The following is a 22,373-nucleotide window of genomic DNA, read 5'->3' on the forward strand; positions in this document are numbered from 1 at the left end:
TATTTTTTAAAGATATATACCCAAAAATGATTATTAACCAAATTTTTATAGACATTTTAAGATAAGTTTTTTAACTAATTAACAATCTGACCTCAAATTAATGAAAAAGGCAATTTACTTAATAATAGAAATGCAAAAACGAGAATTAGATGCAAAAATATTATTGGGAATGAAGGCTGTCAGTAAAGGATATGAAGTTGCAATTTGTAAAAAAAGTAGATTGTATGAGAAGATACATCTTATCAAACCAGGAATTTTTTTTTTAAAAAGTTTTGGAAAAAATTATGAAAAAATTTTAGATAAGATTAATTTATATGGTCACAAAATTACCGGAATCGATGAAGAGGGGCTTCAAATTTTTGATAATTCTTGGATTGTTGGAAAAAGATTTTCAAAAAAGATTCTAAGTTATATTAAATTAATATTTTCATGGGGATTAGAAAGTAAATCAATATATGAGACTTTTTTTAAAAAAAAGAAAAAAGATTTGAAAATTATTTCAACTGGTCATCCAAAAATGGAATTGTTGAATAAAAATATATTAAAATATTATAATGGGGATGTAAATAAAATCAAAAAAAATTTTGGAAACTTCATTTTAGTAGCCACACAATTTCCAAGATTTAACACTGATGGTGTTAATATTTTTAAAAAATCCTACACATTTAAAAACACATTTAAAAATATAAAATCACATCATAAAAGATTAAATAAAAAATGTAATTATCAGCAAGAACGAAATTTTTATGAATTTAATAACATGTACAGTTATTTAAGCAAAGAATTTCCAAAAAAAAATATTTTAATAAGAGTACACCCTGCAGAAAATCACGATACTTATAAAAGAATAATTAAAGATAGTTATTCAAATATTAAGGTTTTAAAATCTGATGATAATATTATTCCTTATATTATAGCATCAGATGTATTAATTGGATGTAACTGCACCACTTCAATTGAATCATTTTTAATAAATAAAACAAGTATTAATTATATTCCATATAAGGATTCTCAATTTGAGTTCACTCTTACAAATTTGGTTTCCATAAATGTAAGAAATTTGAAAATACTAAAAAAAATTTTAAAAAATAAAATCTATAAAAAAAAAAATATAATTCCTAAAACTAATTTAAATAAAGCAAAGAAAATACTTGGCAATTTAATTGATAAAAATTGTTCAGATAATATAATTAAAAATATTAAATTAATTAATGTAAATTCTACAAATCAAGATAATAAAAGACAAAATATAATAAACTATATTTATTTTTGGTTGTTGGTTAAATTAAAAAATTTATACTATTTTTTATTTTTAAGAAGTTCAATAAATTATAGAATTCAGGTAAATAAAAGAAAAAGTTTAAATAGAATGGTAATACAAAAAAAAGTAGATAATTTTTCAAAAGTATTGTTTGGGGGTAAAAAGTTTATTGTTAAAGAAAAATACTACGGTTTGTTTTATATAGAAAGTTTATAATTTAAATAAAAATAAGTATTAAATGTTTAAAATTGGAAAATTATTAGTTTCTAAAAACTCCAAACCAATTATTATTGCTGAGGTTGGTCAATCTCACTTGGGAAGTTTTAAAAAAGCAAAAACAATTGTGAAAAAAATATCTAAAACTGGAGTAGATATAATCAAATTTCAAACACATCTAGCAAAATTTGAGTCTACTTTAAATGAACCGTTTAGGATAAAAAATGAAAACTTTAAAAATAGAATTCAATATTGGCAAAAAATGGAATTTTCTATTAAGGAATGGAAATTGATTAAAAAAGAGTGTGAAAAAAATAAATTAATATTTTTAAGTTCACCCTTTTCAAATGAAGCGGTAGAAATACTCCAAAAATTAAATGTTAAAGCTTGGAAAATTGGATCCGGAGAATTTTTTTCAAATGATATGATCGATAAAATTATAAAAACTAAGAAACCCATAATAATTAGTACAGGACTTTCTAAATTAAACGAAATAGGAATAATGACAGCAAAATTAAAAAAAAATAAATCAAAATTTGTTTTAATGCAATGTACTAGTCAATATCCATTAAAACTAAAAGAGGTCGGAATAAATATTTTAGATACTTATAAAAAAAAATATAAATGTTTTTTTGGTTTATCTGATCACACAGGTTCTATTTATCCATCAATCTATGCTATGTGTAAGGGGGCATCAATTGTAGAAGTGCATGTGGGTGACAAAAATGAAGACAAAAATCCTGACAGTTCATCTTCAATAAGTTTTGAGGAATTAAAGCAATTATGTAAAGCAAGAAATGAGATTCACATCATGAAAAGCTCTAGTGTCAATAAAAAGATTTTGCCAAAAAAATTAGTAAAAATAAAATCAATATTTACAAAAAGCTGTACAGTTAAAAATTTTATGAGAAAAGGACAGATAATTAAAAAATCAGATATAATTTTTAAAAAACCTGGAACCGGTATACCTGAAAAAAAAATAAATCAAATTATTGGTAAAAAATTGATCAAAGATGTTTTTTCTCATAATTTGCTAAAACTTACTGATTTAGAGAAGTGAAGAAAAAAATTATTATTGCTGTAGTTATTAATAATAGGGCCAATTATGCAAGGATAAGATCTTTTTTAATTGAGTCAAAAAAAAGTAAAAAAGTAAAAATTGAATTAATTCTTGCTGCATCTGCTTTAGTTGAAAAATTTGGTGAACTAGAAAAAATAATTAGAGAGGACAATTTAACTATTTCGAAAAAATTATTTACAATTGTTGAAGGTGATAGACCTATAGCTATGGCAAAATCAACTGCAATTGAAATAAGTGAGCTTGCAAATGTATTTGAAAATTCAAAACCTGATTATGTATTTGCTATAGCTGATAGATTTGAAACTTTGTCAGTTGCTATAGCTTCAAGCTATATGAATATACCCTTAATACATCTACAGGGTGGAGAGATAACTGGATCTATAGATGAAAGTGTGAGGCATGCAATTTCAAAATTTGCAAACATTCATTTCCCCTCAACAGATTTAGCTAAAAAAAACCTCATAAGAATGGGAGAAGACCCTAAAACAATATTTAATTTTGGATGTCCATCTATAGACCTAGCAAAAAAAATCAAAAATAAAAAAATTAAATTACATAAAATCTTGAGTAAATATAATTTCTCAAATCAAGACAACTTTAATTTGAAGAATATTCATAAATATATTGTTGTTGTTCAGCATTCTGTAACAACTGAGTATGAAAATACAAAAAACGACGTTATTGAAACTATAAAAGCAATATCTAAATTGAATATGAATTGTGTTTGGCTTTGGCCAAATGTAGATTCTGGTTCTGATATAATTTCAAAACAACTTAGAATTTACAGAGAACGAAAGCTGTTAAATAAAGTTCTTTTTATAAAGAATATTAAACCTGAGGATTTTTTAAATCTAATCCAAAATTGTCAATGTATAGTAGGGAATTCAAGTGTAGGAATAAGAGAAGCGTCATATTTGGGTGTGCCAACTGTTAATATAGGTTCAAGACAAAATGGAAGAGAGAAAGCTAAAAATGTTTTAAATGCTAAACACAATAATTATGACATAATTAATAAAATTAAAATTCAGTTAAAAAAAGCTTATTATAAAAGTTCATCATTGTATGGAAAAGGTAATGCTGGAAAAAAAATTTTAAATAAAATATTAAATTATAAAATTAAAAATACACAAAAAAAACTTAATTATGACAATTAAAAAATTGAAATTACATGATAAAACATTAAAAGAAGAAGTTTTCTTTACAAAAACAAAATGGCCACATTTTGATATTTTATTCAAAGATATTAACAAATTTTCAAAAAATAAAAGTTTAAAAAACATCTTATCACTTGAAAGAGGCTCGTTATACGGAAACATAAGTATTTTAGCACCGTATTTTAAAAAAAAAAATTTTATTTCAGTTGACTGTAGTGAAAAAAAAATTTTATCAAGAGGATCATATAATAAAAAATTTGTAGATAATAATAATATTATTAAAATTCCAGTAACTTCACAAAAAAATTATAAAAACTTAAATTTAAAAAAAAATTTTTATGATTTAATTGTCATACCAAACTTAATGCATCATATTTACGATCATAAACATTTAATTAAATCTTGTAAGAAATATCTTAAAAAGAATGGGTTAATTTATGTTTTTGAGCCTACACTAAGAGAAATACATCAATTACCAGAGGATTATTATCGATTTACACCCTATGGAATGAAGCAGTTATTAAATGATCTTAATTTTAGATCTATTAATTTTAAACTATCTGGTGGTCCTTTTACTGCAGCGGCTTATTGCCTTGATCAAGCCTCGCAATTTTTACCCAAACAAAGAAGACAAAATTTTAAAAAAGAATTTAAACTAAATAAAATAAATTTTTTTCAAAAATTAGATAAAAAACACAGACAAAACTTATTCAGGAAATATACAATTTTCCCAATGAGTTTTTCTATAACTGCAAAAAAATAAATTGTATAAAAAAAAAAAAATTCTTCTAGTTGTTCTGGCAAGATCTGGGAGTGTGGGTATTAAAAATAAAAATATTAGAAAAATTAAAAATGTACCTCTAGTTGGAAGAGTTGGAGACATAGCTAATAAAATTAAATTTTTTGATAAAAAAATTGTATCAACAGATAGTACAAAAATAGGAAAAATAGCTTTAAGGTATGGTTTAGAATTTAATTTTTTAAGACCAAAAAAAATTTCAGGACCTAAAATAGGTGACTTAGAGGTCTTAAAACATGCATTAAAAAAGAGTGAAAAAAAAAATAATAAATTCGATATTGTAGTTTCAATGCCTCCTACCTCACCACTGAGAAAAATTAACGATGTAAAAAATTGTATTAGAAAAATTATCGATGAAAAACTAGATGCTGTTTGGACAATTTCAAAAACTGATACAAAATATCATCCACTAAAAGCACTAGAAATATCAAAAAAAAGATTAAAATATTATTCGAAATATGGAAATAAAATTAAATATCGTCAACAACTTAAAAACACATATTTCAGAAACGGAGCTTGTTATGCATTTTCTAGAAAAGCTATTTTAGAAAAATCAATATTACCAAAAAAAAGTGGTTATGTTATAAGTCTATCTGATCAGATTTCTATTGATACTTACTCAGATCTTATTTTAGTAAAAAAAGTATTTAAAAATTAAATTTTTAATTAAATTTGTCGAAAATTTCTTTCATCTTTAGGTTTGGATTACAAAATTTCTTAAAATAGAAAATATTTAATAATTTCCAATAGTTATCTCGATCTAAAGGTAGGAATAATTTTACTTTTTTTATCAATTTTTTAAACTCTATTTTTCTTGAATTACTTAAATAATCAAAGCTCTCATTCGGAAATCCAGAGAAACCTTGTTTTTTAAAAACTAGCTTTTTTTCAAAATTCTTAACAAATACACGTTTTAAAATATGTTTAAGTGCAAAATTATTTTTATACTTTTTATTAATTTTATACTTAATAGGTAAATTTATAACTTCTTTTATTACACTTTTATTTATAAAAAGATTTCTTACTTCGACTGAATTTTCACCAGCTAATAAATGCCAACTTATATTATGAACTCCTACTGCCTGGACAAAATAATCTGTAAAAAGACTCGCTTGTATTTTGGCCTCTCGAATATTCATAAATAATTTATATTTTTTAAAAGCTTTTAACCATAATTTGTCTGATTGAATTTTATAATCAGTATTGATATTTTTTGAATATTTTCCTGAATAGCTTGAGTATGGTGATAAGTTGATTTTGTCTTGATTCCAATCTGTTTCTTTATAAAGTTTATATCCACCAAATAATTCATCAACACCTCCTGCGTTAAAAACAATTTTACATTTTTTTCTTTTAACAAATTCAAAACATTTATTAATTCCAACTAAATCATGTGTAAGAAAAGGTAAATTAAGAGATTGATATACTTTTTTTAAATCTAAAGAATATTTTTTTTTATTTAAGTTAATTTTATAAATTTTTGATGATAAATATTTATTAAATAAATTTATTTTATTAGATATAGGGTCTTTTTTTTCATGATCAACAAATAATAAACCTTTTAAATTATTTGAGTTATCAAGCAATTTAGATTGTAGGCTGCTATCTATTCCTCCACTAAATAACGAAAAAAAATTTTTATTTGGTAACATTTTATTTTTTGATTGAATTATAATATTCTCAAAATAATCAGTAATATCTTTAATATTTAAATTATTAAATTTTTTATACTTTTTTTCACTAATCCAATTAACTGGATCATCATACGTATTTGATGTTACTTTATTTTTTATTATATTATATGAATATGATTTACCTGGTAGCAAGTATTCAATATTTTGATACACCGTTTTGTTATAAAGAATAAAATGTCTTGTATCAAAGTACTCAGTAAACTTATTAGTATCTATGTGAAGATTCTTTAGAAATTCTACTATGGCATTAATATTTGAGGAACATATAAAATAATTATCATCATTGTATAAAAATAATTTTCTTTCACCCTGGACATCTGTAGCAAAATATATATTTTTTGTTTTACTATCAAAAACACAGTATGCAAACATACCGTCTAAGAATTTTGGTATTTTATTATGTTTGTAATGTTGAAATAAATTAATAAGAACTTCCGTATCATTAGTAAATTTTTTTTTTGTACTAGTTTTTTTTTTTAATTTTTCATAATTATAAATTTCACCATTATAAGCAATTTTAAATTGTTTATTTGAAGATTGATATAGTTCACTTCCGGACTTCTTTTTTCCTACTATAGATAAAATACTATTCCCTATAAATAATTTTTTTTTTAAAAAAAATTGTTTTAAATATTTATCAGGACCTCTATTTTTAATTGCATCAAATGCAGATTTACAATCTTTTTTATTTAATTTATTTTTCTTTGAATATATTAAAATAATTCCACACATAGAACTATATTCATTTTTGCAAAATATAAAGCAAACTTGTAGAAACTTTATATTTTTCTAAGTTATCATTTGTCATATTAATTAACCTTTCACCGAAAATTTTGTCATATGATTTTACTCTTTTTCTTGTCTTAAAATATTTTATTAGATGATTAAAATCATATTCTTGTAATCCTGTTTTTAAAAAAATTTTTAATTTAAGCTTTTTAAATAAAAAGTCTGCACTTTTTTCAGTAAAGTAAAAATTATGTGATAACCTATAATCATATTTCAAAAAATCTTTATCTAAGAGAAATTTATAAATATTATTAAAGTTTGGAATTCTAAATATTAAAAAACCTTTATTTTCTAATTTACTTTTAAGTAATTTAACAAAACTTAGAACATCATACTTATGTTCAATCTCACCTAGAGACAAAATAATGTCAAACTTTATTTTATCTTTTTTTAGCTCACGATAAGAGCTATAAAATAAGTGCTTTTTATTTACGTGTTCTCTGTAAATTTCACTATCAAATCCAGCTGTAATTTTTGAATTTTTTTTTAAATTATCTAGGTTGGTGGCTGCACCACAATTACTTTCGAGAATTTTTTTATTTTTAAAACTTAGGTATTTTTTGATTTTATCTAATTTTAATTTTTCTCTAGGTTTATTAAAGCTATTATATTTACTAATGCTATTAGATCCGTCAAATAACTTTCTAAATATCTTATTATCCTGCAAAGATTTTCTTCTTTTTTCCAAGAAAACTAAGTCACAATTGTCACATTGATATATTTTATTTTTATTTTTTGTCCAAGTATTTTTCCCAGACCTTAATTTATCATTCCATATCAAAAAAGTATTTTTTTTTTTACAGAGATAACATATCATTATTGTAAATTAGGATTAAATTGATTTAATTTTATCTTATTATTAAAAAGCATAATAATATATTTGATTAATATTTACAATTAAATTAACCTCGGAATAAAAAATTCTCATTTTATAATGGAACATAATAAAGTCTTTGTATCAACTGGATATTACAAAAATCAAAAGTCAATTAAAACAATTAAAAGATTTTTAAAAAATAAAATAAAAAATATAGAATTATCTGGTGGTAAATTCATGACACGAAGAGATTTAATATATTTGGAAAAATTAGGAAAAAGTAAAAATTTAAGGGTTCATAACTATTATCCTCCACCAAAAGAAAAATTTGTAATTAATTTGGCTAGTCAAAATAAATCAATTATAAAAAAAAGTTTAAATCAGTTAAAAAAAAGTATTACTTTATCAAAAAAACTTAATAGTAAATTTTTCTCTTTTCATGGAGGTTTTAGAATTGACCCACAACCTAGAAAACTTGGCAAACAATTTGATAAATATGAGATCTTAAGTAAAAAAAAAGCTGAAACCATTTTTCTAAAAAATATTAAAATCCTGAATAAGTTTGCAAAGAAAAAAAAAGTTAAAATATTGATAGAAAATAATGTTATTAATAAAAAAAATTTAAAAGTTTTTGGAGAAAATCCCTTATTATTAACAAATCCAATTGATATTCTAAGATTTTTTAAAAAAACACCTAAAGAAGTTGGACTTCTTTTGGATTTAGGACATTTAAAAGTAAGTGCAAAAACTGAAAAATTTAACTTAAGATCTGCTTTAAAAAAATTAAACAATATTATTGAAGGCTATCATTTAAGTGAAAATAATAGTTTGGAAGATCAAAATAAATCCTTTGATAAAAATGTATGGTTTTTAAATTATTTGAAGAAAAACTTAGAATATTATACACTTGAAATTTATACAGACGATCTAAATAAAATTAAAAAAACTGAAAAGATTGTAGAAAAATATCTAGAAAATTAAATTATTTTTTATGAAAAAAAAAATTCATATAATTATATTGGGAGGAAGTGGTTTAATTGGATCAAAATTGATAAATAAATTTTTAAAAAAAAATAAGAAAATATTAAACTTAGATATAAAAAATATTAATATTAAATCAAGAAATTATAATTATGAAAAGTTTGATATGACTTCAAAAGTTTTAGAAAATAATATTAAATCAATTTTAACAAAATATACTGTTCCTGAAATTTACATAGATTGCAGTTATATTGATAGAAATTCTTTCAAAGATGTTAATTTTAAAAATCTAAAAAAATCAAAACTTAATATTGTTTTAAACGATTGGCTTTCTTCTAGTGTTACAATATGTTCATATATATTGTCTAAGATGAAAGCGATTAAAAAAAGCTCAAGTGTTATTTTAACTAGCTCAATTTACGGTGTGGTTGCGCAGGATCCTAATGTATACAAAAAAACAAGAATAAACGAAAACATAGGTTACTCACTTGTTAAAGCTGGTATAAATAATTTTGTTAAAAATGCTGCTACTCAGTATGGAAATTACAATATAAGAGTTAACTCAATATGTCCTGGAGGTATTTTAAGTAAAAATGACAAAAATTTCAAAAATAAAAATTTCAAACGAAACTATTTAAAAAAAGTTCCAATTAAAAGATTCAGTAATCCTGATGAAATTGCAAATATATACGAATTTTTAAGTTCTGAAAAAAGCTCATATATAACCGGTATTAATCTAGTTGCTGACGGAGGATATACACTTACTTAATTAATTTATAATTTAAAATTAAATTGCAAATATAATTTATTTCTTTATCTTTTAAATTTACAGAGCTTGGTAAAGTAATTATTGAGTTAGAAATTTGTTTTGAGTTTTTATAATTAATTTTTTTACTTTTAGAGTTTTTATAAATATCCATTAAATGAGCACTATAAAAGCCAGTTCTTACTTCTACACCTTTTTGATTTAAGTAATAAACTAAATCATCTCTTAATTTTTTAGCATCCTTAAGTTTGGGATTTATTTTCATATATGACAACCAATGAGAATTAATATAATATTTTTTCGGAGAGGGGAAAATTAAATATTTTATTATTTTCAACTTGGACTCATATTTTCTTTGAATGGAAATTTTTTTTTTAATAAAAGAATTTGCATTTTCTAATTGAGCGCATCCGATGGCAGCTTGCATATTTGTTAATCTAAAATTAAATCCTATTTCATCATGCCAATATTTTTTTTGTTGATTCATTCCATGATCTCTTAATTTTTTTGCCAATTCATATTTTTTTTTATCTCTAAAAATAATCATACCTCCTTCACCTGTAGAAATAGTTTTATTTCCAAAAAAACTAAAGGTTCCAAAATCTCCAAAATTTCCAGCATGTTTATTTTTATATCTTGTTCCAAAGGCCTCTGCACAATCTTCGATGACAGAAATTTTTCTTTTTTTACAAAAACTTAAAACTTTTTCTAAATCAGGTGAATTACCATATAAGTGGACAATAATTATTGCTCTTGTATTTTTATTTGTAATTTTTTTTATTGAATCGTAGGAAATACAAAGTGTATCTGGATCAATATCTGCTAAAACTGCTTTACATTTTGAATGTATAATTGAATTAATTGGAGAGACAAAAGTATAATCTGGTACAATTATCTCATCTCCTTGTTTCAACTTTAAAGTTGATATAGCTAATTGAAGTGCAGTTGTACCACTACTTGTTGATAAACAATAATTGTTATTTACAAAAGAGGAAAATTTTTTTTCAAACATGTTTACGTATTTACCTCTTGATGAGATCCAGCCTGATTTAATAGTATCTGAAATATATTTTAATTCGTTACCTTTTAATAAAGGTTCCGATTGTGGTATTTGCCTAATTCTTTTTTCATTAGCATAGTCAATAACATGACCTTTCTTATTTAAAATTGGTACAATTCCATATTTGGAAATTTTATTTTGAAGGTCCAAAAAATCATAATTTTCTTGGACATAAATAAATTTTTTCGATTTTACATATTTTACTTTGTCAGATAGCTCAAGACTTTTTAAAAGTGATCTTCTTATGTCTCCATCACTAATTACATTTTTTAATTTATTATTTTTTACTAAAAAGCAGACTTTGAGTCCTGAAAGATTAATTTTTTTTAAAGCATTCCTAATAGTTTCATTATGATCAACTAATAGATTTTTTATATTTGAATTTGACATTTTTTTAATTACAAAAATGCTTCATTTTAACTTTTTGTTGTTTCTTAACTTTATTTTTTAAAGTTTTGTTAACAATTTTTCTATAATCTGATACTTTTAGCCCTGTAAAAGGTCTTAAAGAAATCAAATCATTTCTTTTTATTTTTTTCCCTGCCTGGAAATTATCATTATAATAAAGGCCTTTTTTTGAAATTTTTAACATTTCTTTTTCCTCTTGCTGAATTTTTTTTTCTTTTGAACCAAGCATTCTTTCTGTTTTTCTTATCTGGGTAACAAAATTTTCAAAATCATTTAAGTTTAAAGATGCTTTGTGATCAGGACCAATTAATTGATTGTTTAAAGTTATGTGTTTTTCAATTATTTTAGCTCCTTTTGCAATGGCAAGAGAAGAGCTCAGATGTTCCTTAGAATGGTCAGAAAAACCTATTCTACAACCAAATTTTTCTAATTTTTCTAAACAATTTAAATTTAATGAATGATCAGAGCAAGGATAATTTGATACACAATGCAATAAAGAAATATGATTTGAATTTTTTTTTTTATACAATTTTAATGTATTTGAAATATCTTTTATATTTGACATTCCAGTTGATATAATAATTTTTTTTTTTGTTTTGGCTAAATATTCATGTAAAAAAAAATCAGTTAAATCTGCAGATGCTACTTTTATTGTTTTAACATTTATATCAACTAAAAATTTTGCACTTTCTACATCGTAGGGGGTAGATATAAATTCAACATTTTTTTTTTCACAATATTTTTTAAGCTCAAAATGATCTTCTTCAGAAAGTTCAAGTTTTTTTAACATCTGATAATGACTTTCTTTATCTAGCTTATTTTTTTTCTGATAATTAACCTTTGGGGTAGCTTTTAGAGCTAATTTTTCGGCTTTAAATGTTTGAAATTTGACTGCATCTATTTTTTGCTTTGAACAAAAATTGATAATTTTTTTTGATATATTTATATCATTGTTATGATTAACCCCTATTTCAGCAATTATAAAAGTTTTGTTTGAATTCATATTATTTTTTTTTTATTTTCTTTGCTGGTACACCAAAATACAAAGAATTTTGATTACAATTTTTGTTAACAAATGATCCGCCTCCTATAATTGTATTTTTTTTAATATTTATATTTTCCTTAATATTTGATCCAATTCCTAAATGACAAAAGCTTTCAACATTTACATTGCCAGCTGTATTAACGCCAGGTCCTGTACTAACAAAATCACCAAACTTATTATCGTGATCTATTGATGAATTAGTATTTATTAAACAATGATTTCCAATCACAGAGTTAATGTTAATTGTTACTCCTGGCATAACTAAAGAACCTTCTCCAATTATTACTGACGGATGAATATTTGTTTTGTTAGATATTATTTTGAGCCATCTCAAATTAATAGACTTTAATTTAAGTGTTTTTATAATTTTTTTTCTTATTAGGTTTGATCCAATTCCAATAAAACCAAAAGTATTTTTATTAATTTTTTTTTTTAATTCTCCGTATTTTTTAATTATTACTAACTCTTTTTTATTATAAGTTATAGTCTTATTTTTGTTATCTTTGTCATTAAAAAAAAATATTTCTTTGAAGTGGTAATTATCTATTTGACTTAATACCAACTTAGATTGAGGACCAGTACCAAATATAATTATCTTTCTCATTTATTTACTTGCAATAGCAATTATCGTATCAGATCTATTATTTTTGTACAAAAAATTTTGATAATTATTTTTTGTATGAGAGCTAGTTTTAAATAATGGTTTCATATTTCCATTAGGAAGATTATCAATAAACCATTTAATATGATTATCTAGATTATATCTTTGATAATTAAAAGTTTTTATTTTTTTAAAATTAGCACTCAATAAAAATTTTTTAAGTGATTGATGATTGTGCAAAATTAAATGTTCGCTCCAAAAAGTAAAATTTCTAAAAGACTGAAGACTTTTTATTGATAGCAGAATATCGTTGCATGTTGGAACTTCTATAATTATTTTTCCATTTTTATTTAAAAGAGACTTTAAGAACTTCAATTCATTAATTTGGTCTGGCATATGCTCAAGAACATGAAATAAAAAAATTAAATCGTATTTTTTTGTTTTTAATTTTTCTTTATTTGAAATTAATTTTATTTTCGGGATATTTTTTGAAATATAATTTTGACATATATTCATAGTTTCATAACCAGCAACACTATGACAATATTTTGAAGCCAATTTTAAAAAACCACCCCAGCCACAACCATAATCCAAAATAGATTTATTTATTATATATTTTTTAAATTGAAAAATACGTCGATAATCATCTTCATGAAAATTTTTATAATTATTTTTATTTAGATAATCTTTATGAGGTTTGTTTGTATAATGAGATTTTTTAATTATATTCTTTTCTAAAAATATAATTCCACTTTTTTTATCTTTAATAACTCTTACCTTACTATCTCTAGTTTTGTTATTTATAATTAATAAATTTTTTTTTTTAATTAGTTCTAATTTGACTAATTGTTTATAAATTGGATTAGTTATATTTAACTTCATATATTCAAAATTAACTATATTATATCTTTATAATTTTCAAATTAATATGCCCAATACATAAATGATAATAAGTTTTAATTTATTTTTTTTATATTAGAAATTTTTGGATATATAATAAAATAATAAAAAAATTTAAAAAACTTATGTCTCTAATAACAATTATATTATTTTAACCTATGCCTCTTTTTTTTACACAACAAAAAAAAATACTCTATATTCACATTCCCAAAAATGGTGGATTAGCAATTACAGGAGCTTTAGCAAAACATGGTTATAGTTATTTAGGTCAAAAATATCCTGAAAATAACGGTAAAGTATCCCCTGCTCATTTAACATCTGAGGAAATCAATACAATTTTAAAACATAACAATATAAATGTTGATTTTGAATTTACCGTAGTAAGAAATCCATATACAAAACTTGAAAGCGAATACTTCTATCAATTTGGGTCAATCTTTAAAATTAGTGAATGGAATATAAAAACATTTTATAAATTTAAAATGTTTTCAGGTTTTAATAATTTTATTAAAAAAGAATTAAATATTGCCAATAATAATTTAGAGTACAAGCTAAATCACTTTAAACCACAAGTAAAATTTTTAACAAATAAGACAAAAGTATATAAATACGAAAATAAATTTAAAGATCTAAAAAATGATTTGCAAGATTATGGAATAAATTTTGAAATTGGTGAAAAACAATACACTAGAGGAAGATTGTCAAAAATATTTAAAATAAAATGGGAGAAAAGCACTATTCAAATGGTAAACGAATTTTATAAGGATGATTTTGAAACATTTGGATATGAAAAAAAATAAATTATTTTCACTCATCAAACCACATATTTCTTTTCAGAAATTAATTTTTTAATTTATTATTACTAATATCTCTTTTTAATAAAAATAAATTTTTATCAATTTCAATAACTTTAATTTCATGCGTTAATTTAATTTTTTTTTGTAAAATTAATACTGTTTTTTTTATTTCTTTAAAAGATATACCGTCAAATTTTTTTATTTTATAATCCTTTGAAAGTAAAAAATTTGAATTTGTTTTTTGAGCTAAACTTGATAAAAATTCATTTTTTAAAATAATATTTTTAAAATTAGATAAAATTCCTTTTGAATAACTTTCGTCTTTCTTTGAAAAAATAGATTTAATATCTTTCACAGCTATATTTTGAATTTTATTTGAGTATTTTTTTTTAAAAAATTTTATAAAATTATCACTAAAACTATATTTACTGCTATTGTATATTAATGATGATGATACTCTAGAATTTTTCATTTTTTTTAATTTCTTACTTAAGTGAAGATTGATAAATTTTGCACATCTTTCATAATTATTAAAATTATACCCTAATGATTTAAATAGACTAATGTTTCTAGTTTCTAAAGCTCGTTCATCTTTTACAAAAAAAATGATTTTTTTTTTTAATATTGCTGCCTCTAAAGAGGAAGTGCAACCATAATGAATGTATAAATCACTAGCAATTATCCACGGAGTAATTGTGTCCTCAAAAACTATATGTAAATTTTTTGGTGAACCCAGAAACCTATTTTTTATTTTTTTTAGCGACTGTCTTGGATGCGGTCTGAAAACAAAATTATAATTAGGATTCTTTTTTGATAACTCAATTAATAATTTTATAAAGGAATTATAATTTTCTTCCTCAATTAATCTTTTTTTTTTATATTCAAATTTAATTTTATCGTTAGTTTTTTTTAAAAATTGTTCTATTTGAAAATTATCAGTTTTTTTATCTCCCATTACCTGATCGGTAATAAAACTAGAGGGAATAAAAATTAAATTTTTATATTTTTTTTTAATTCTACTTACGTTGTTTTCAAAAAAGGAGATATTTTTACTTTTTAATAAATCAAATTTAGGGTGACCAAAAATTAAAAATTTATTTTTGTCTTTAATTTTTTTCTTAATAATTCCAAAATCTTTTTTTCCCCATACAAAATATTCATCTACATTTTCTAAAATTTTTTTATGAATTCTTGGAAGAAGTTCCTGTGTTCCTATATTGATCAATGGAGCTTCTTCATCAAGTAAACCAAGATAATTATTTGAAAATTTTTCTTTTTCAAATTTAAAAAGACTTACGGGTCCCCCCTTAGATATTAAATAAAAATTTTTAGTGTTTTTAAATAACCTATAAACTTGATTTTTTTCTCCAATTAATACATCTTGATTTAACTCTTCAGCTAATTTAACTCCAAAAAAAATTTTACTTAGAAACTCTCTAACTTTAATTTCGATTGGCAAACCAATAGTCATTTCAAATTCTTTTTATTAAATAATAATTTAGCAAATTCAAAATCTAAACTATCATCTATATCAATAGATCTTTGTTTTGGAATTTTCGTAGTTATAACCTTGCCATCAAAAATATTTTTCGCTTTTAAAATAAATTTACTTTTAAAAATATAAACTACTGTAGTCATATCATATACTTTTGGAGCGTCTTGACGTCTGAAATATTTCTTTTTATTTATTAGGACTTTTGCAAATCCGTCTTTATTAATGCTTACAACATTAAAATATGGGTTTCTATTTGGTTCTGTTATAGAAATTAACACATCGGCATTTTTTTCTTTTTTCATTTTTTGAATTGCTAAAATTATATCATTTTCATTCCTAAGGGGTGCTGTAGGGGATAATAAAACAAAATATTCTGGCATCTCATTTTTTTTACATAAAAATTTCAAAAAATGCTTCCACACATCTAATTCTTTAGCCGTATCAGTAGATAATTTTTTTGGTCTTTTAAAAGGTACAATTATCTTATTTTTTTTTGCAATAGTAATTATATGTTCTGAGTCAGTTGACACAAAAACTTTATTTAAATACTTTATTTTTTTTGCAATTTTAAATGTCCAATAAATTAAAGGTTTTCCATGAAAATTTTTTATATTCTTATTCTTTATTCCTTTGGAGCCCTGTCTTGCACAGATCAAACAATAAAATAAATTTTTTTTAACGTTAATTTTTTTCATTAAGGACTATGGTTTTTTTATCAAAAACTTATTTTCTATGAATAAATATTTTAATCCTGATTTTTTAAAGGTATGAAAAACATCCTCAATAAGTGAAGATATTGGAAAACCATGCAAGTTTAAACTCGTATTTAATAGTGCGGGTATGCCTGTCAGTTTATGGAAAGAATTTATTAAATTATAATAATTTAGATTATGCTCTTTTTTAAGGAACTGAGGTCTTACCGTGTTATCGTAAGGATGAGTTCCTGCTTTTATTAAATCTAAATTTTTTTTAATAGTATCAAAACCTATTGTCATAAAACTGCAATCTATGTTTTTTTTATTCTGTATAAATTTATTCTTTTCTTTATCCAAGATCGTTAATGCGAATGGCATCCAAAAATCCCTATTTTTAATCATTTCATTTATTTGCTTTACACTACTAGGTTTAGAGGGATCAGCTATAATACTCCTGTTTCCAAGTGCCCTAGCTCCAAATTCCTCCCTACCTTGAGCAATAGCTACTATTTCTCCCTGAGATAATATTTTTGCTATATACGAATTTTTAACATTTCTAATTAATTTATAATTTGAGTTTAGATTTAAAAAATTTCTTATTTTTTTTTCAATTTTCTCTAAAGAATGATCTAAATTTTGTCCCAGATAAATATTTTTCATTGGTTTTGATTTATTATTACTAATCGCATAACAAGCTCCAATGGATAATGATTCATCTGTACCTGAAGGTGCCACATATAATTTGTTAACAAAATCTTGTTTGTGTAAGAACATATTCATCTTAATATTCATTGATACTCCACCACTTATTGCAAAATTTTTAATTTTGTATTTTGAATTTATCTGCTTTAAAAGTTTAGAGCTTATATTTTCCAAAAACATTTGCAATCCACCTGCAATATTATCAAATCTGTAAATTTCTAATTTTTTAATTAGATATTGATATAAATTTTTTGGTCTATATTTATTTATAATTTTACAATTTTTTACTTTAAGTAAATCTTTAAAGACATCTTCATATACCTTTTGACTATAATTTTTTTTTGCATAAGGTGCCAACCCCATAACTTTAAATTCATGTTCGTTTGGTTTCATTGATAAAATTAAAGTTACAAGTTTATAAATTCTTGCTAAATCACATTCTGATGATTTATTTACATTTCTTAATATCTTATTTTTATCAGGAAACCACAAAGTTTGATTATAATAATCGCCCCAACTATCAATAGTTAAAACTGCTAATTTTGAATGTTCAAAATTAATTGCATGATAAGCATAATTAGCATGACAAAAATGGTGATCTAGAAAAACAACTTTTTTAATTTTTCCTTTTCCTTGATTGATTAATTCTTTTTTAAATATATTTTTTAAATTTTCATTTTTTTCTAAAAATTTGTCATCATATCTATCTAATACTGTTTTTAATTTATATTTTTTTTTTTTAATTTCTTTTAATTTTTTAAAAAATGAATTGACAGATTTTCCCTGAATTTTTTTGTCGTAGTAATCATCTCCATAATATTTTTTAAACTCTTCAATTGAAAAAAAGTTTTGCAAAGGATATTTGGTCATGTAACCAACATAATATTTGGAACTAAACGCAGCAACATCAACACTTAGGTTATTTTTCTTAACAAACTGAAAACAAGCATCGATAGATTGCTTAGGGTATCCTTCGTAGTTTTTTAACTTAGTAAATCTTTCCTCTTGGAACGTAAATTTAATTTCACCATTAACCATTAGAGCTGCGCTAGCTCCATGACCAACATTTATTCCTAGTATTACCATAATTTATTTAGTTTTTTATTTTTTAATTTTTAATTTTTTATAAAAATTAATCATCACTAATTTGTAAAAAGTTATTTCACAATAATATCTAGACCTCTTCATCATCAATATCAATTGAATATTTTTTAATCTTAGCTACTCACACCTTTCCATTAAAAATTTTTAAAAACTTCAAAATAAAAGTTAGATTTTAAATAAAAAATTAATTTTTTTTATTCTCATTGTTTAAGAGACTAATTTTATATTATTTTTAAGTAAATTTGCTTTAACGATTTTAAGACTATCTCCAAGAAAATTAAGTAGATTTGCTGTGGCAATAGCCTCAACTTTATTTGTGCTCTTAAATCCTTCAATGAAATGTTTGTAGTTCCCCAAACCACCAGTTATTATGTATTTATAATTGAACTTATTAATGATTTCTATAAGCCCTTTATCAATTCCTGTACCTGTCCCATCTCTATCTATTGAATTAAGATATATTTCAGCAAAATCTAACTTTGAAATTTTTTTTAAATATTCCTCCAGAGTTAAATTAGTATTTTTTAACCCATTATTAATATAAACGAAATAATCATTCGATTTATATTTCACATCTATAGAGATAATAACTGAAGACGATCCATAATTATAAGCAATTTTTTTAATAATTGTTGAATTATTGATTGCTGTAGAATTAATAATTATTTTATCTGCTCCATTTTCAAAATAATATCTTGCGTAGTTAAATGAACAAATTCCACCTCCTAAAGCAATTGGAACAAAAACATTATCAGTAATTAATTTTGAGTCATTAATAAATTTTGTTTTATTTTTTTTTTTGGAAATATCCAAAATTATAAGCTCATCTATAAAGTTAGAAATATAGCTAAAATTATAATTTTTATTAATCCACTTTGCATTACCAATTTTTTGTCGTCTAAAATTCCTGCTCTGTATATAATGTCCATTATCATATAGAAGTGTAAATATTATTCTTTTTTTTAACATTTATATTTAATAAAATTTTGTAAAATTTTAATACCATTCATTTTACTTTTTTCAGGATGAAACTGAACTCCCATAACATTTTTTTTTTCATATGATGAAACAAAATAGTATTGATACTTTGTGAACCCATAACATTTGGTTTCTTTCTTTGGTTTTGCACTAAAACCATGTAAAAAATAAAAATCAGAATTTTGATCAATGCCTACAAATAATTTTGAATTATCAGGATGTTTAACTTGATTAAATCCAATGTGAAAATCAAGCATGCTCACTTTATTTTTAAAAGATGTATAATTTAGATTATTAATATTTAGTCCATCGTCTTTACCAAATTCTAAACTACTAGAGCCAAGTAGTTGCATACCCAAGCATATACCTAAAATATTTTTACCCTCTTCTACTTGATTAAAGATAAAATCATCTAGTCCTGTATGTTTAATATTTTTCATAGCAGTTCCAAATGCTCCTACGCCTGGTAAAATATATCTTTCACATTTTTCCAATTTAGAATGGTTTGAAGAAATGATATAATTTGTATCTAAAAAATTTAAAGCTTTTTTAATAGAATAAAGATTTCCCATCTTTATATCAATCACACCAATTTTTTTTTTCACTAAATGTATTTAAATTTTTGTTTCCAATAATTGTTATATTTTTTTAAGACTGTTTTATTAGCAAATTTATCAAAAACCATTTGGAAATCTTGCTTTTGAATTCCAAAATACTTTAGGTAATCTTTCAAATAAATCTTCGGAAAGATGTGGTCATATAATTTTACCAAGTTTATAGCCTGGTCTCTTGACATTGCTCCTCGCCTAATTTCTATACATGCATCTTGTGAGGCTCTACCAAATCCATATTTAAGAAACATAAAATATGTGTGAAGAGGATACAGTTTTTGGTCATTTTGAGCAAAATTTGTAAAAGTTGATGGGTTAGATTTAAAGTTTTCTTGCATGTCAAATTTTTTTTTTGCAAGTAAGTAATTTTTATAAGGATCCCAATTATCAAAATATGAGTAATGACAAAGTTTAACTTTTTTAGATAGATTCACTTCGTAAAAGAACTTGTTATCTCCATCAAGTTTGATTTCTTTGAAAACCTTTCTATGTACATCTGACAAATAAATATTTTCAACGTATTTATTATCATACAAAAATTTATTTTGTGTATCTGTTGTGCCGCCATACTCAACTTCACCATCTTCACCATACATTACTAAATCAATTTTAAGTTTATCTGCCAAATTGAAAATTGATGTGTGAATTGCTGTTAACCATCCATAATAAGGTTGACCAAATTTAAGAAGTCCTAATTTATTGATTTTTTGCATTGTAATAGGGTCTGGATCTAAACTCATTAAATTATACCCTTTATTAATGAAATTTTTTAAATTTGCTTTTCCTATTTTTGTTTGCAATGGAGGATTGACCGTAACAAATAATGGATTTAACTTATATTTATGTTTTAAGTTATATGAAACAAAACAACTATCCTTGCCGCCACTTACTGGCACTATAATATCAAAATTATTTTTTTTTGATTTAATTTGTTTTGCTAATTGAATAAATTCATTTTCTCTTTTTTTCCAATTTAATTTTCTTTTCTTTTCTTTCCATACACAAGCATTACAATTTCCATTATTGTCAAACGTAATTCTTGGTCGAGTTGAAAGCATTAAACATGATTTACATATTTTAAGTTCAAATCTACTTTTGTGGATCATAAATATTATTATATTAGTTTTTTCAAAATATTAATTGATTTCAAATTTATAAATATCAAAATAAATTGAATTTTTAAAGAGACTTAATTAATTCATATTTTTGATCCATTTTTTTTATATCCACTCCCAAATTTGAAAAGTTTAAATCTATTTCTTTATGAGGAAGCATTTTTTGATAAAATAAAATGATTTTCTCCTCTATTCTTCCTCCATCACTTAACTTTTTGATAACAGGAAAAATTTGACCGATAACAGAATTTCCTAATCTTTCTAACTTTAATTTTAATTTAAATCCATAAAAGTTGTATCCTTTTTTAGTTATTTTTTTCTTGTATTTTTTTTTTAAAATTTCAATTTTATTTTCACTTAGTTTAAAAATTTTTTTTACAAAATTAAAATTATGTAAATCTTCATATTTTACGACATTTACGTTTTTGAAATTTTTTTTGTATAAATCAATTATTTTATTTAAATCAAATTCAGTAATAAGAAATGAATTTTTTAAATTCTCATCTTTTTTACCTACAAAAAATTCATTAGGATGTCTAATTGAGCATTTTGAAAAAACAGATCTTAACCAGTTAGAAGGTTTCCTGATAGTTAAAATAATATTAATATTTTTGTCAAAAATTTTACAATTTTTTATATAACCTTCTTGATAAGTTGATGGACATCAAGGAATGCTTTTAGGAGGCCAAGGAATATCCCTCTCATTATCATTATATTTATCACTATTTAAAGTTTGTGATTTAATTTCACCTAACAAGGTTTCGTCAGATAAAATTAATTCTTCACCTATTTTTAAATTATCAATTAAAGATTTAAAAAGAATTCTTCTATCTGAAACTGATTTTAAATTTTTTCTTATGACAGAAGACTTAATGCTAAAAAATTTACAGTTTTTTTTAAAGCTTGATATTAAAGGAAAAATTTGTGTTTGTAATGTTGTTGTGCTAGTTCTACCAAAACCGATATGTAAATATACATTACTTTTTTTATTGGTTTCAAGCATATCAAGAATTTATACTTTAAAATATCAAGCATTTATACTTTAAATCAGGCGATCTGTTTAAATAATATGGTTTAAATTTTTTTATTAATAATTAATTAATAAGTTGGGACTTTAAAAATTTTTTTCAGTGCATAAATCAAGCCAATTGAGCTATTAGTACTGGTCAGCTGCACGCATTACTGCGCTTCCACATCCAGCCTATCAACGTGGTGGTCTACCACGGCTCTATAGGAAGAACTAGTTTTGAGGTGAGTTTCCCGCTTAGATGCTTTCAGCAGTTATCTCGTCCATACTTAGCTAC

The 22,373-nt window shown here is 23.1% G+C and carries 21 protein-coding genes and 1 rRNA gene (1 of these 22 cut by a window edge); 8 read left to right on the forward strand and 14 right to left on the reverse strand.

Translation table 11 applies throughout. The annotated features are described in order from the left end of the window. Positions 1 to 100 precede the first annotated feature (100 nt). The 5 genes from ACTTAU_RS00150 to ACTTAU_RS00170 are packed head-to-tail and all read left to right on the forward strand — an operon-like array spanning position 101 to position 5,169. Entirely contained in the window at positions 101 to 1,477 is a 1,377-nt protein-coding gene (locus tag ACTTAU_RS00150; RefSeq protein ID WP_438304444.1) for a surface carbohydrate biosynthesis protein, read from the forward strand. Between the two features lie 22 nt (positions 1,478 to 1,499). After that, on the forward strand, positions 1,500 to 2,537 hold the full coding sequence (locus ACTTAU_RS00155; protein WP_438304445.1) for an N-acetylneuraminate synthase family protein: 1,038 nt from the start codon (positions 1,500 to 1,502) through the stop codon (positions 2,535 to 2,537). Continuing rightward, positions 2,534 to 3,712: a UDP-N-acetylglucosamine 2-epimerase gene (gene neuC, locus ACTTAU_RS00160; RefSeq protein ID WP_438304446.1), complete on the forward strand. Its 1,179-nt coding sequence runs from the start codon at positions 2,534 to 2,536 to the stop codon at positions 3,710 to 3,712. Before ACTTAU_RS00155 ends, neuC begins: the two co-directional genes overlap by 4 nt. After that, positions 3,702 to 4,475, forward strand: coding sequence for a methyltransferase domain-containing protein (locus tag ACTTAU_RS00165; RefSeq protein ID WP_438304448.1), 774 nt, complete (start codon positions 3,702 to 3,704; stop codon positions 4,473 to 4,475). The genes neuC and ACTTAU_RS00165 overlap by 11 nt, the downstream gene beginning before the upstream one ends. A 1-nt stretch (position 4,476) precedes the next feature. Next, on the forward strand, positions 4,477 to 5,169 hold the full coding sequence (locus ACTTAU_RS00170) for a cytidylyltransferase domain-containing protein (protein ID WP_438304449.1): 693 nt from the start codon (positions 4,477 to 4,479) through the stop codon (positions 5,167 to 5,169). Positions 5,170 to 5,173: 4 nt separating this feature from the next. Here the strand turns inward: ACTTAU_RS00170 and ACTTAU_RS00175 are convergent, their stop codons facing one another. Together ACTTAU_RS00175 and ACTTAU_RS00180 are read right to left on the reverse strand one after the other, a co-directional pair. Continuing rightward, positions 5,174 to 6,937, reverse strand: a complete 1,764-nt coding sequence (locus ACTTAU_RS00175) for an asparagine synthase-related protein (RefSeq protein WP_438304451.1) — start codon at positions 6,935 to 6,937, stop codon at positions 5,174 to 5,176. Between the two features lie 10 nt (positions 6,938 to 6,947). After that, positions 6,948 to 7,811 carry a methyltransferase domain-containing protein gene (locus tag ACTTAU_RS00180; protein WP_438304452.1) on the reverse strand — a complete coding sequence of 288 codons (864 nt, stop codon included), beginning with the start codon at positions 7,809 to 7,811 and terminating at the stop codon, positions 6,948 to 6,950. 117 nt (positions 7,812 to 7,928) lie between these two features. On the opposite strand from ACTTAU_RS00180, the gene ACTTAU_RS00185 reads away from it, so the two are divergent. Together ACTTAU_RS00185 and ACTTAU_RS00190 are read left to right on the forward strand one after the other, a co-directional pair. Beyond that, entirely contained in the window at positions 7,929 to 8,792 is an 864-nt protein-coding gene (locus ACTTAU_RS00185) for a TIM barrel protein (RefSeq protein ID WP_438304453.1), read from the forward strand. 10 nt (positions 8,793 to 8,802) lie between these two features. Further along, positions 8,803 to 9,561, forward strand: coding sequence for an SDR family oxidoreductase (locus tag ACTTAU_RS00190; RefSeq protein WP_438304454.1), 759 nt, complete (start codon positions 8,803 to 8,805; stop codon positions 9,559 to 9,561). On the opposite strand, the gene ACTTAU_RS00195 is transcribed toward ACTTAU_RS00190, so the two are convergent. Genes ACTTAU_RS00195 through ACTTAU_RS00210 form a run of 4 tightly spaced genes read right to left on the reverse strand, consistent with a single transcriptional unit; the run spans position 9,554 to position 13,554 of the window. Then, positions 9,554 to 11,008 (reverse strand): aminotransferase class V-fold PLP-dependent enzyme, encoded by a 1,455-nt coding sequence (locus ACTTAU_RS00195; protein ID WP_438304456.1) that lies wholly within the window; start codon positions 11,006 to 11,008, stop codon positions 9,554 to 9,556. The genes ACTTAU_RS00190 and ACTTAU_RS00195 overlap by 8 nt on opposite strands. Positions 11,009 to 11,012: 4 nt before the next feature. Continuing rightward, positions 11,013 to 12,029, reverse strand: coding sequence for an N-acetylneuraminate synthase family protein (locus ACTTAU_RS00200; protein ID WP_438304458.1), 1,017 nt, complete (start codon positions 12,027 to 12,029; stop codon positions 11,013 to 11,015). Position 12,030: 1 nt separating this feature from the next. Then, the gene (locus ACTTAU_RS00205) at positions 12,031 to 12,675 is read right to left on the reverse strand and encodes a NeuD/PglB/VioB family sugar acetyltransferase (protein ID WP_438304459.1); all 645 of its coding nucleotides are present in this window, start codon (positions 12,673 to 12,675) and stop codon (positions 12,031 to 12,033) included. Then, on the reverse strand, positions 12,676 to 13,554 hold the full coding sequence (locus tag ACTTAU_RS00210) for a class I SAM-dependent methyltransferase (RefSeq protein WP_438304461.1): 879 nt from the start codon (positions 13,552 to 13,554) through the stop codon (positions 12,676 to 12,678). It abuts the gene before it with no gap. Positions 13,555 to 13,730: 176 nt separating this feature from the next. Between ACTTAU_RS00210 and ACTTAU_RS00215 the strand changes: the two genes are divergently transcribed. Then, entirely contained in the window at positions 13,731 to 14,372 is a 642-nt protein-coding gene (locus ACTTAU_RS00215) for a sulfotransferase family 2 domain-containing protein (protein WP_438304463.1), read from the forward strand. Between the two features lie 40 nt (positions 14,373 to 14,412). Here ACTTAU_RS00215 and ACTTAU_RS00220 read toward each other — a convergent pair whose 3' ends face one another. The 8 genes from ACTTAU_RS00220 to ACTTAU_RS00255 all read right to left on the reverse strand — a co-directional run. Continuing rightward, positions 14,413 to 15,840: a surface carbohydrate biosynthesis protein gene (locus ACTTAU_RS00220; RefSeq protein WP_438304465.1), complete on the reverse strand. Its 1,428-nt coding sequence runs from the start codon at positions 15,838 to 15,840 to the stop codon at positions 14,413 to 14,415. After that, on the reverse strand, positions 15,837 to 16,559 hold the full coding sequence (locus ACTTAU_RS00225) for a cytidylyltransferase domain-containing protein (protein WP_438304467.1): 723 nt from the start codon (positions 16,557 to 16,559) through the stop codon (positions 15,837 to 15,839). The genes ACTTAU_RS00220 and ACTTAU_RS00225 overlap by 4 nt, the downstream gene beginning before the upstream one ends. 6 nt (positions 16,560 to 16,565) lie before the next feature. Continuing rightward, a complete protein-coding gene (locus ACTTAU_RS00230; protein WP_438304469.1) occupies positions 16,566 to 18,347 on the reverse strand; it encodes a carbamoyltransferase C-terminal domain-containing protein in 1,782 nt (593 codons plus the stop codon). A gap of 225 nt (positions 18,348 to 18,572) precedes the next feature. Continuing rightward, complete coding sequence (locus ACTTAU_RS00235; RefSeq protein WP_438304471.1) at positions 18,573 to 19,334, reverse strand: HisA/HisF-related TIM barrel protein; 762 nt, start codon at positions 19,332 to 19,334, stop codon at positions 18,573 to 18,575. Continuing rightward, the gene (gene hisH, locus ACTTAU_RS00240) at positions 19,328 to 19,948 is read right to left on the reverse strand and encodes an imidazole glycerol phosphate synthase subunit HisH (protein WP_438304473.1); all 621 of its coding nucleotides are present in this window, start codon (positions 19,946 to 19,948) and stop codon (positions 19,328 to 19,330) included. The genes ACTTAU_RS00235 and hisH overlap by 7 nt, the downstream gene beginning before the upstream one ends. Then, positions 19,948 to 21,060 (reverse strand): N-acetyl sugar amidotransferase, encoded by a 1,113-nt coding sequence (locus tag ACTTAU_RS00245; protein ID WP_438304476.1) that lies wholly within the window; start codon positions 21,058 to 21,060, stop codon positions 19,948 to 19,950. The genes hisH and ACTTAU_RS00245 overlap by 1 nt, the downstream gene beginning before the upstream one ends. 673 nt (positions 21,061 to 21,733) lie before the next feature. After that, positions 21,734 to 22,072 (reverse strand): hypothetical protein, encoded by a 339-nt coding sequence (locus ACTTAU_RS00250; protein WP_438304478.1) that lies wholly within the window; start codon positions 22,070 to 22,072, stop codon positions 21,734 to 21,736. Between the two features lie 132 nt (positions 22,073 to 22,204). Next, positions 22,205 to 22,373 (reverse strand): 23S ribosomal RNA (locus ACTTAU_RS00255) (it continues 2,584 nt past the right edge of the window).

The organism is Candidatus Pelagibacter sp. HIMB1505 (genome assembly GCF_052047915.1).
Taxonomy (GTDB): Bacteria; Pseudomonadota; Alphaproteobacteria; order Pelagibacterales; family Pelagibacteraceae; genus Pelagibacter; species Pelagibacter communis_A.

What these genes read in the sequence shown, in the direction of transcription:
- ACTTAU_RS00150 (WP_438304444.1), top strand. Translation starts at nt 101, where the DNA reads ATGAAAAAGGCAATTTACTTAATAATAGAAATGCAAAAACGAGAATTA.
- ACTTAU_RS00155 (WP_438304445.1), top strand. Translation starts at nt 1,500, where the DNA reads ATGTTTAAAATTGGAAAATTATTAGTTTCTAAAAACTCCAAACCAATT.
- ACTTAU_RS00165 (WP_438304448.1), top strand. Translation starts at nt 3,702, where the DNA reads ATGACAATTAAAAAATTGAAATTACATGATAAAACATTAAAAGAAGAA.
- ACTTAU_RS00175 (WP_438304451.1), bottom strand. Translation starts at nt 6,937, where the DNA reads ATGTGTGGAATTATTTTAATATATTCAAAGAAAAATAAATTAAATAAA.
- ACTTAU_RS00180 (WP_438304452.1), bottom strand. Translation starts at nt 7,811, where the DNA reads ATGATATGTTATCTCTGTAAAAAAAAAAATACTTTTTTGATATGGAAT.
- ACTTAU_RS00185 (WP_438304453.1), top strand. Translation starts at nt 7,929, where the DNA reads ATGGAACATAATAAAGTCTTTGTATCAACTGGATATTACAAAAATCAA.
- ACTTAU_RS00190 (WP_438304454.1), top strand. Translation starts at nt 8,803, where the DNA reads ATGAAAAAAAAAATTCATATAATTATATTGGGAGGAAGTGGTTTAATT.
- ACTTAU_RS00195 (WP_438304456.1), bottom strand. Translation starts at nt 11,008, where the DNA reads ATGTCAAATTCAAATATAAAAAATCTATTAGTTGATCATAATGAAACT.
- ACTTAU_RS00200 (WP_438304458.1), bottom strand. Translation starts at nt 12,029, where the DNA reads ATGAATTCAAACAAAACTTTTATAATTGCTGAAATAGGGGTTAATCAT.
- ACTTAU_RS00205 (WP_438304459.1), bottom strand. Translation starts at nt 12,675, where the DNA reads ATGAGAAAGATAATTATATTTGGTACTGGTCCTCAATCTAAGTTGGTA.
- ACTTAU_RS00210 (WP_438304461.1), bottom strand. Translation starts at nt 13,554, where the DNA reads ATGAAGTTAAATATAACTAATCCAATTTATAAACAATTAGTCAAATTA.
- ACTTAU_RS00215 (WP_438304463.1), top strand. Translation starts at nt 13,731, where the DNA reads ATGCCTCTTTTTTTTACACAACAAAAAAAAATACTCTATATTCACATT.
- ACTTAU_RS00220 (WP_438304465.1), bottom strand. Translation starts at nt 15,840, where the DNA reads ATGACTATTGGTTTGCCAATCGAAATTAAAGTTAGAGAGTTTCTAAGT.
- ACTTAU_RS00225 (WP_438304467.1), bottom strand. Translation starts at nt 16,559, where the DNA reads ATGAAAAAAATTAACGTTAAAAAAAATTTATTTTATTGTTTGATCTGT.
- ACTTAU_RS00230 (WP_438304469.1), bottom strand. Translation starts at nt 18,347, where the DNA reads ATGGTAATACTAGGAATAAATGTTGGTCATGGAGCTAGCGCAGCTCTA.
- ACTTAU_RS00235 (WP_438304471.1), bottom strand. Translation starts at nt 19,334, where the DNA reads ATGTTAAAAAAAAGAATAATATTTACACTTCTATATGATAATGGACAT.
- ACTTAU_RS00245 (WP_438304476.1), bottom strand. Translation starts at nt 21,060, where the DNA reads ATGATCCACAAAAGTAGATTTGAACTTAAAATATGTAAATCATGTTTA.
- ACTTAU_RS00250 (WP_438304478.1), bottom strand. Translation starts at nt 22,072, where the DNA reads ATGCTTGAAACCAATAAAAAAAGTAATGTATATTTACATATCGGTTTT.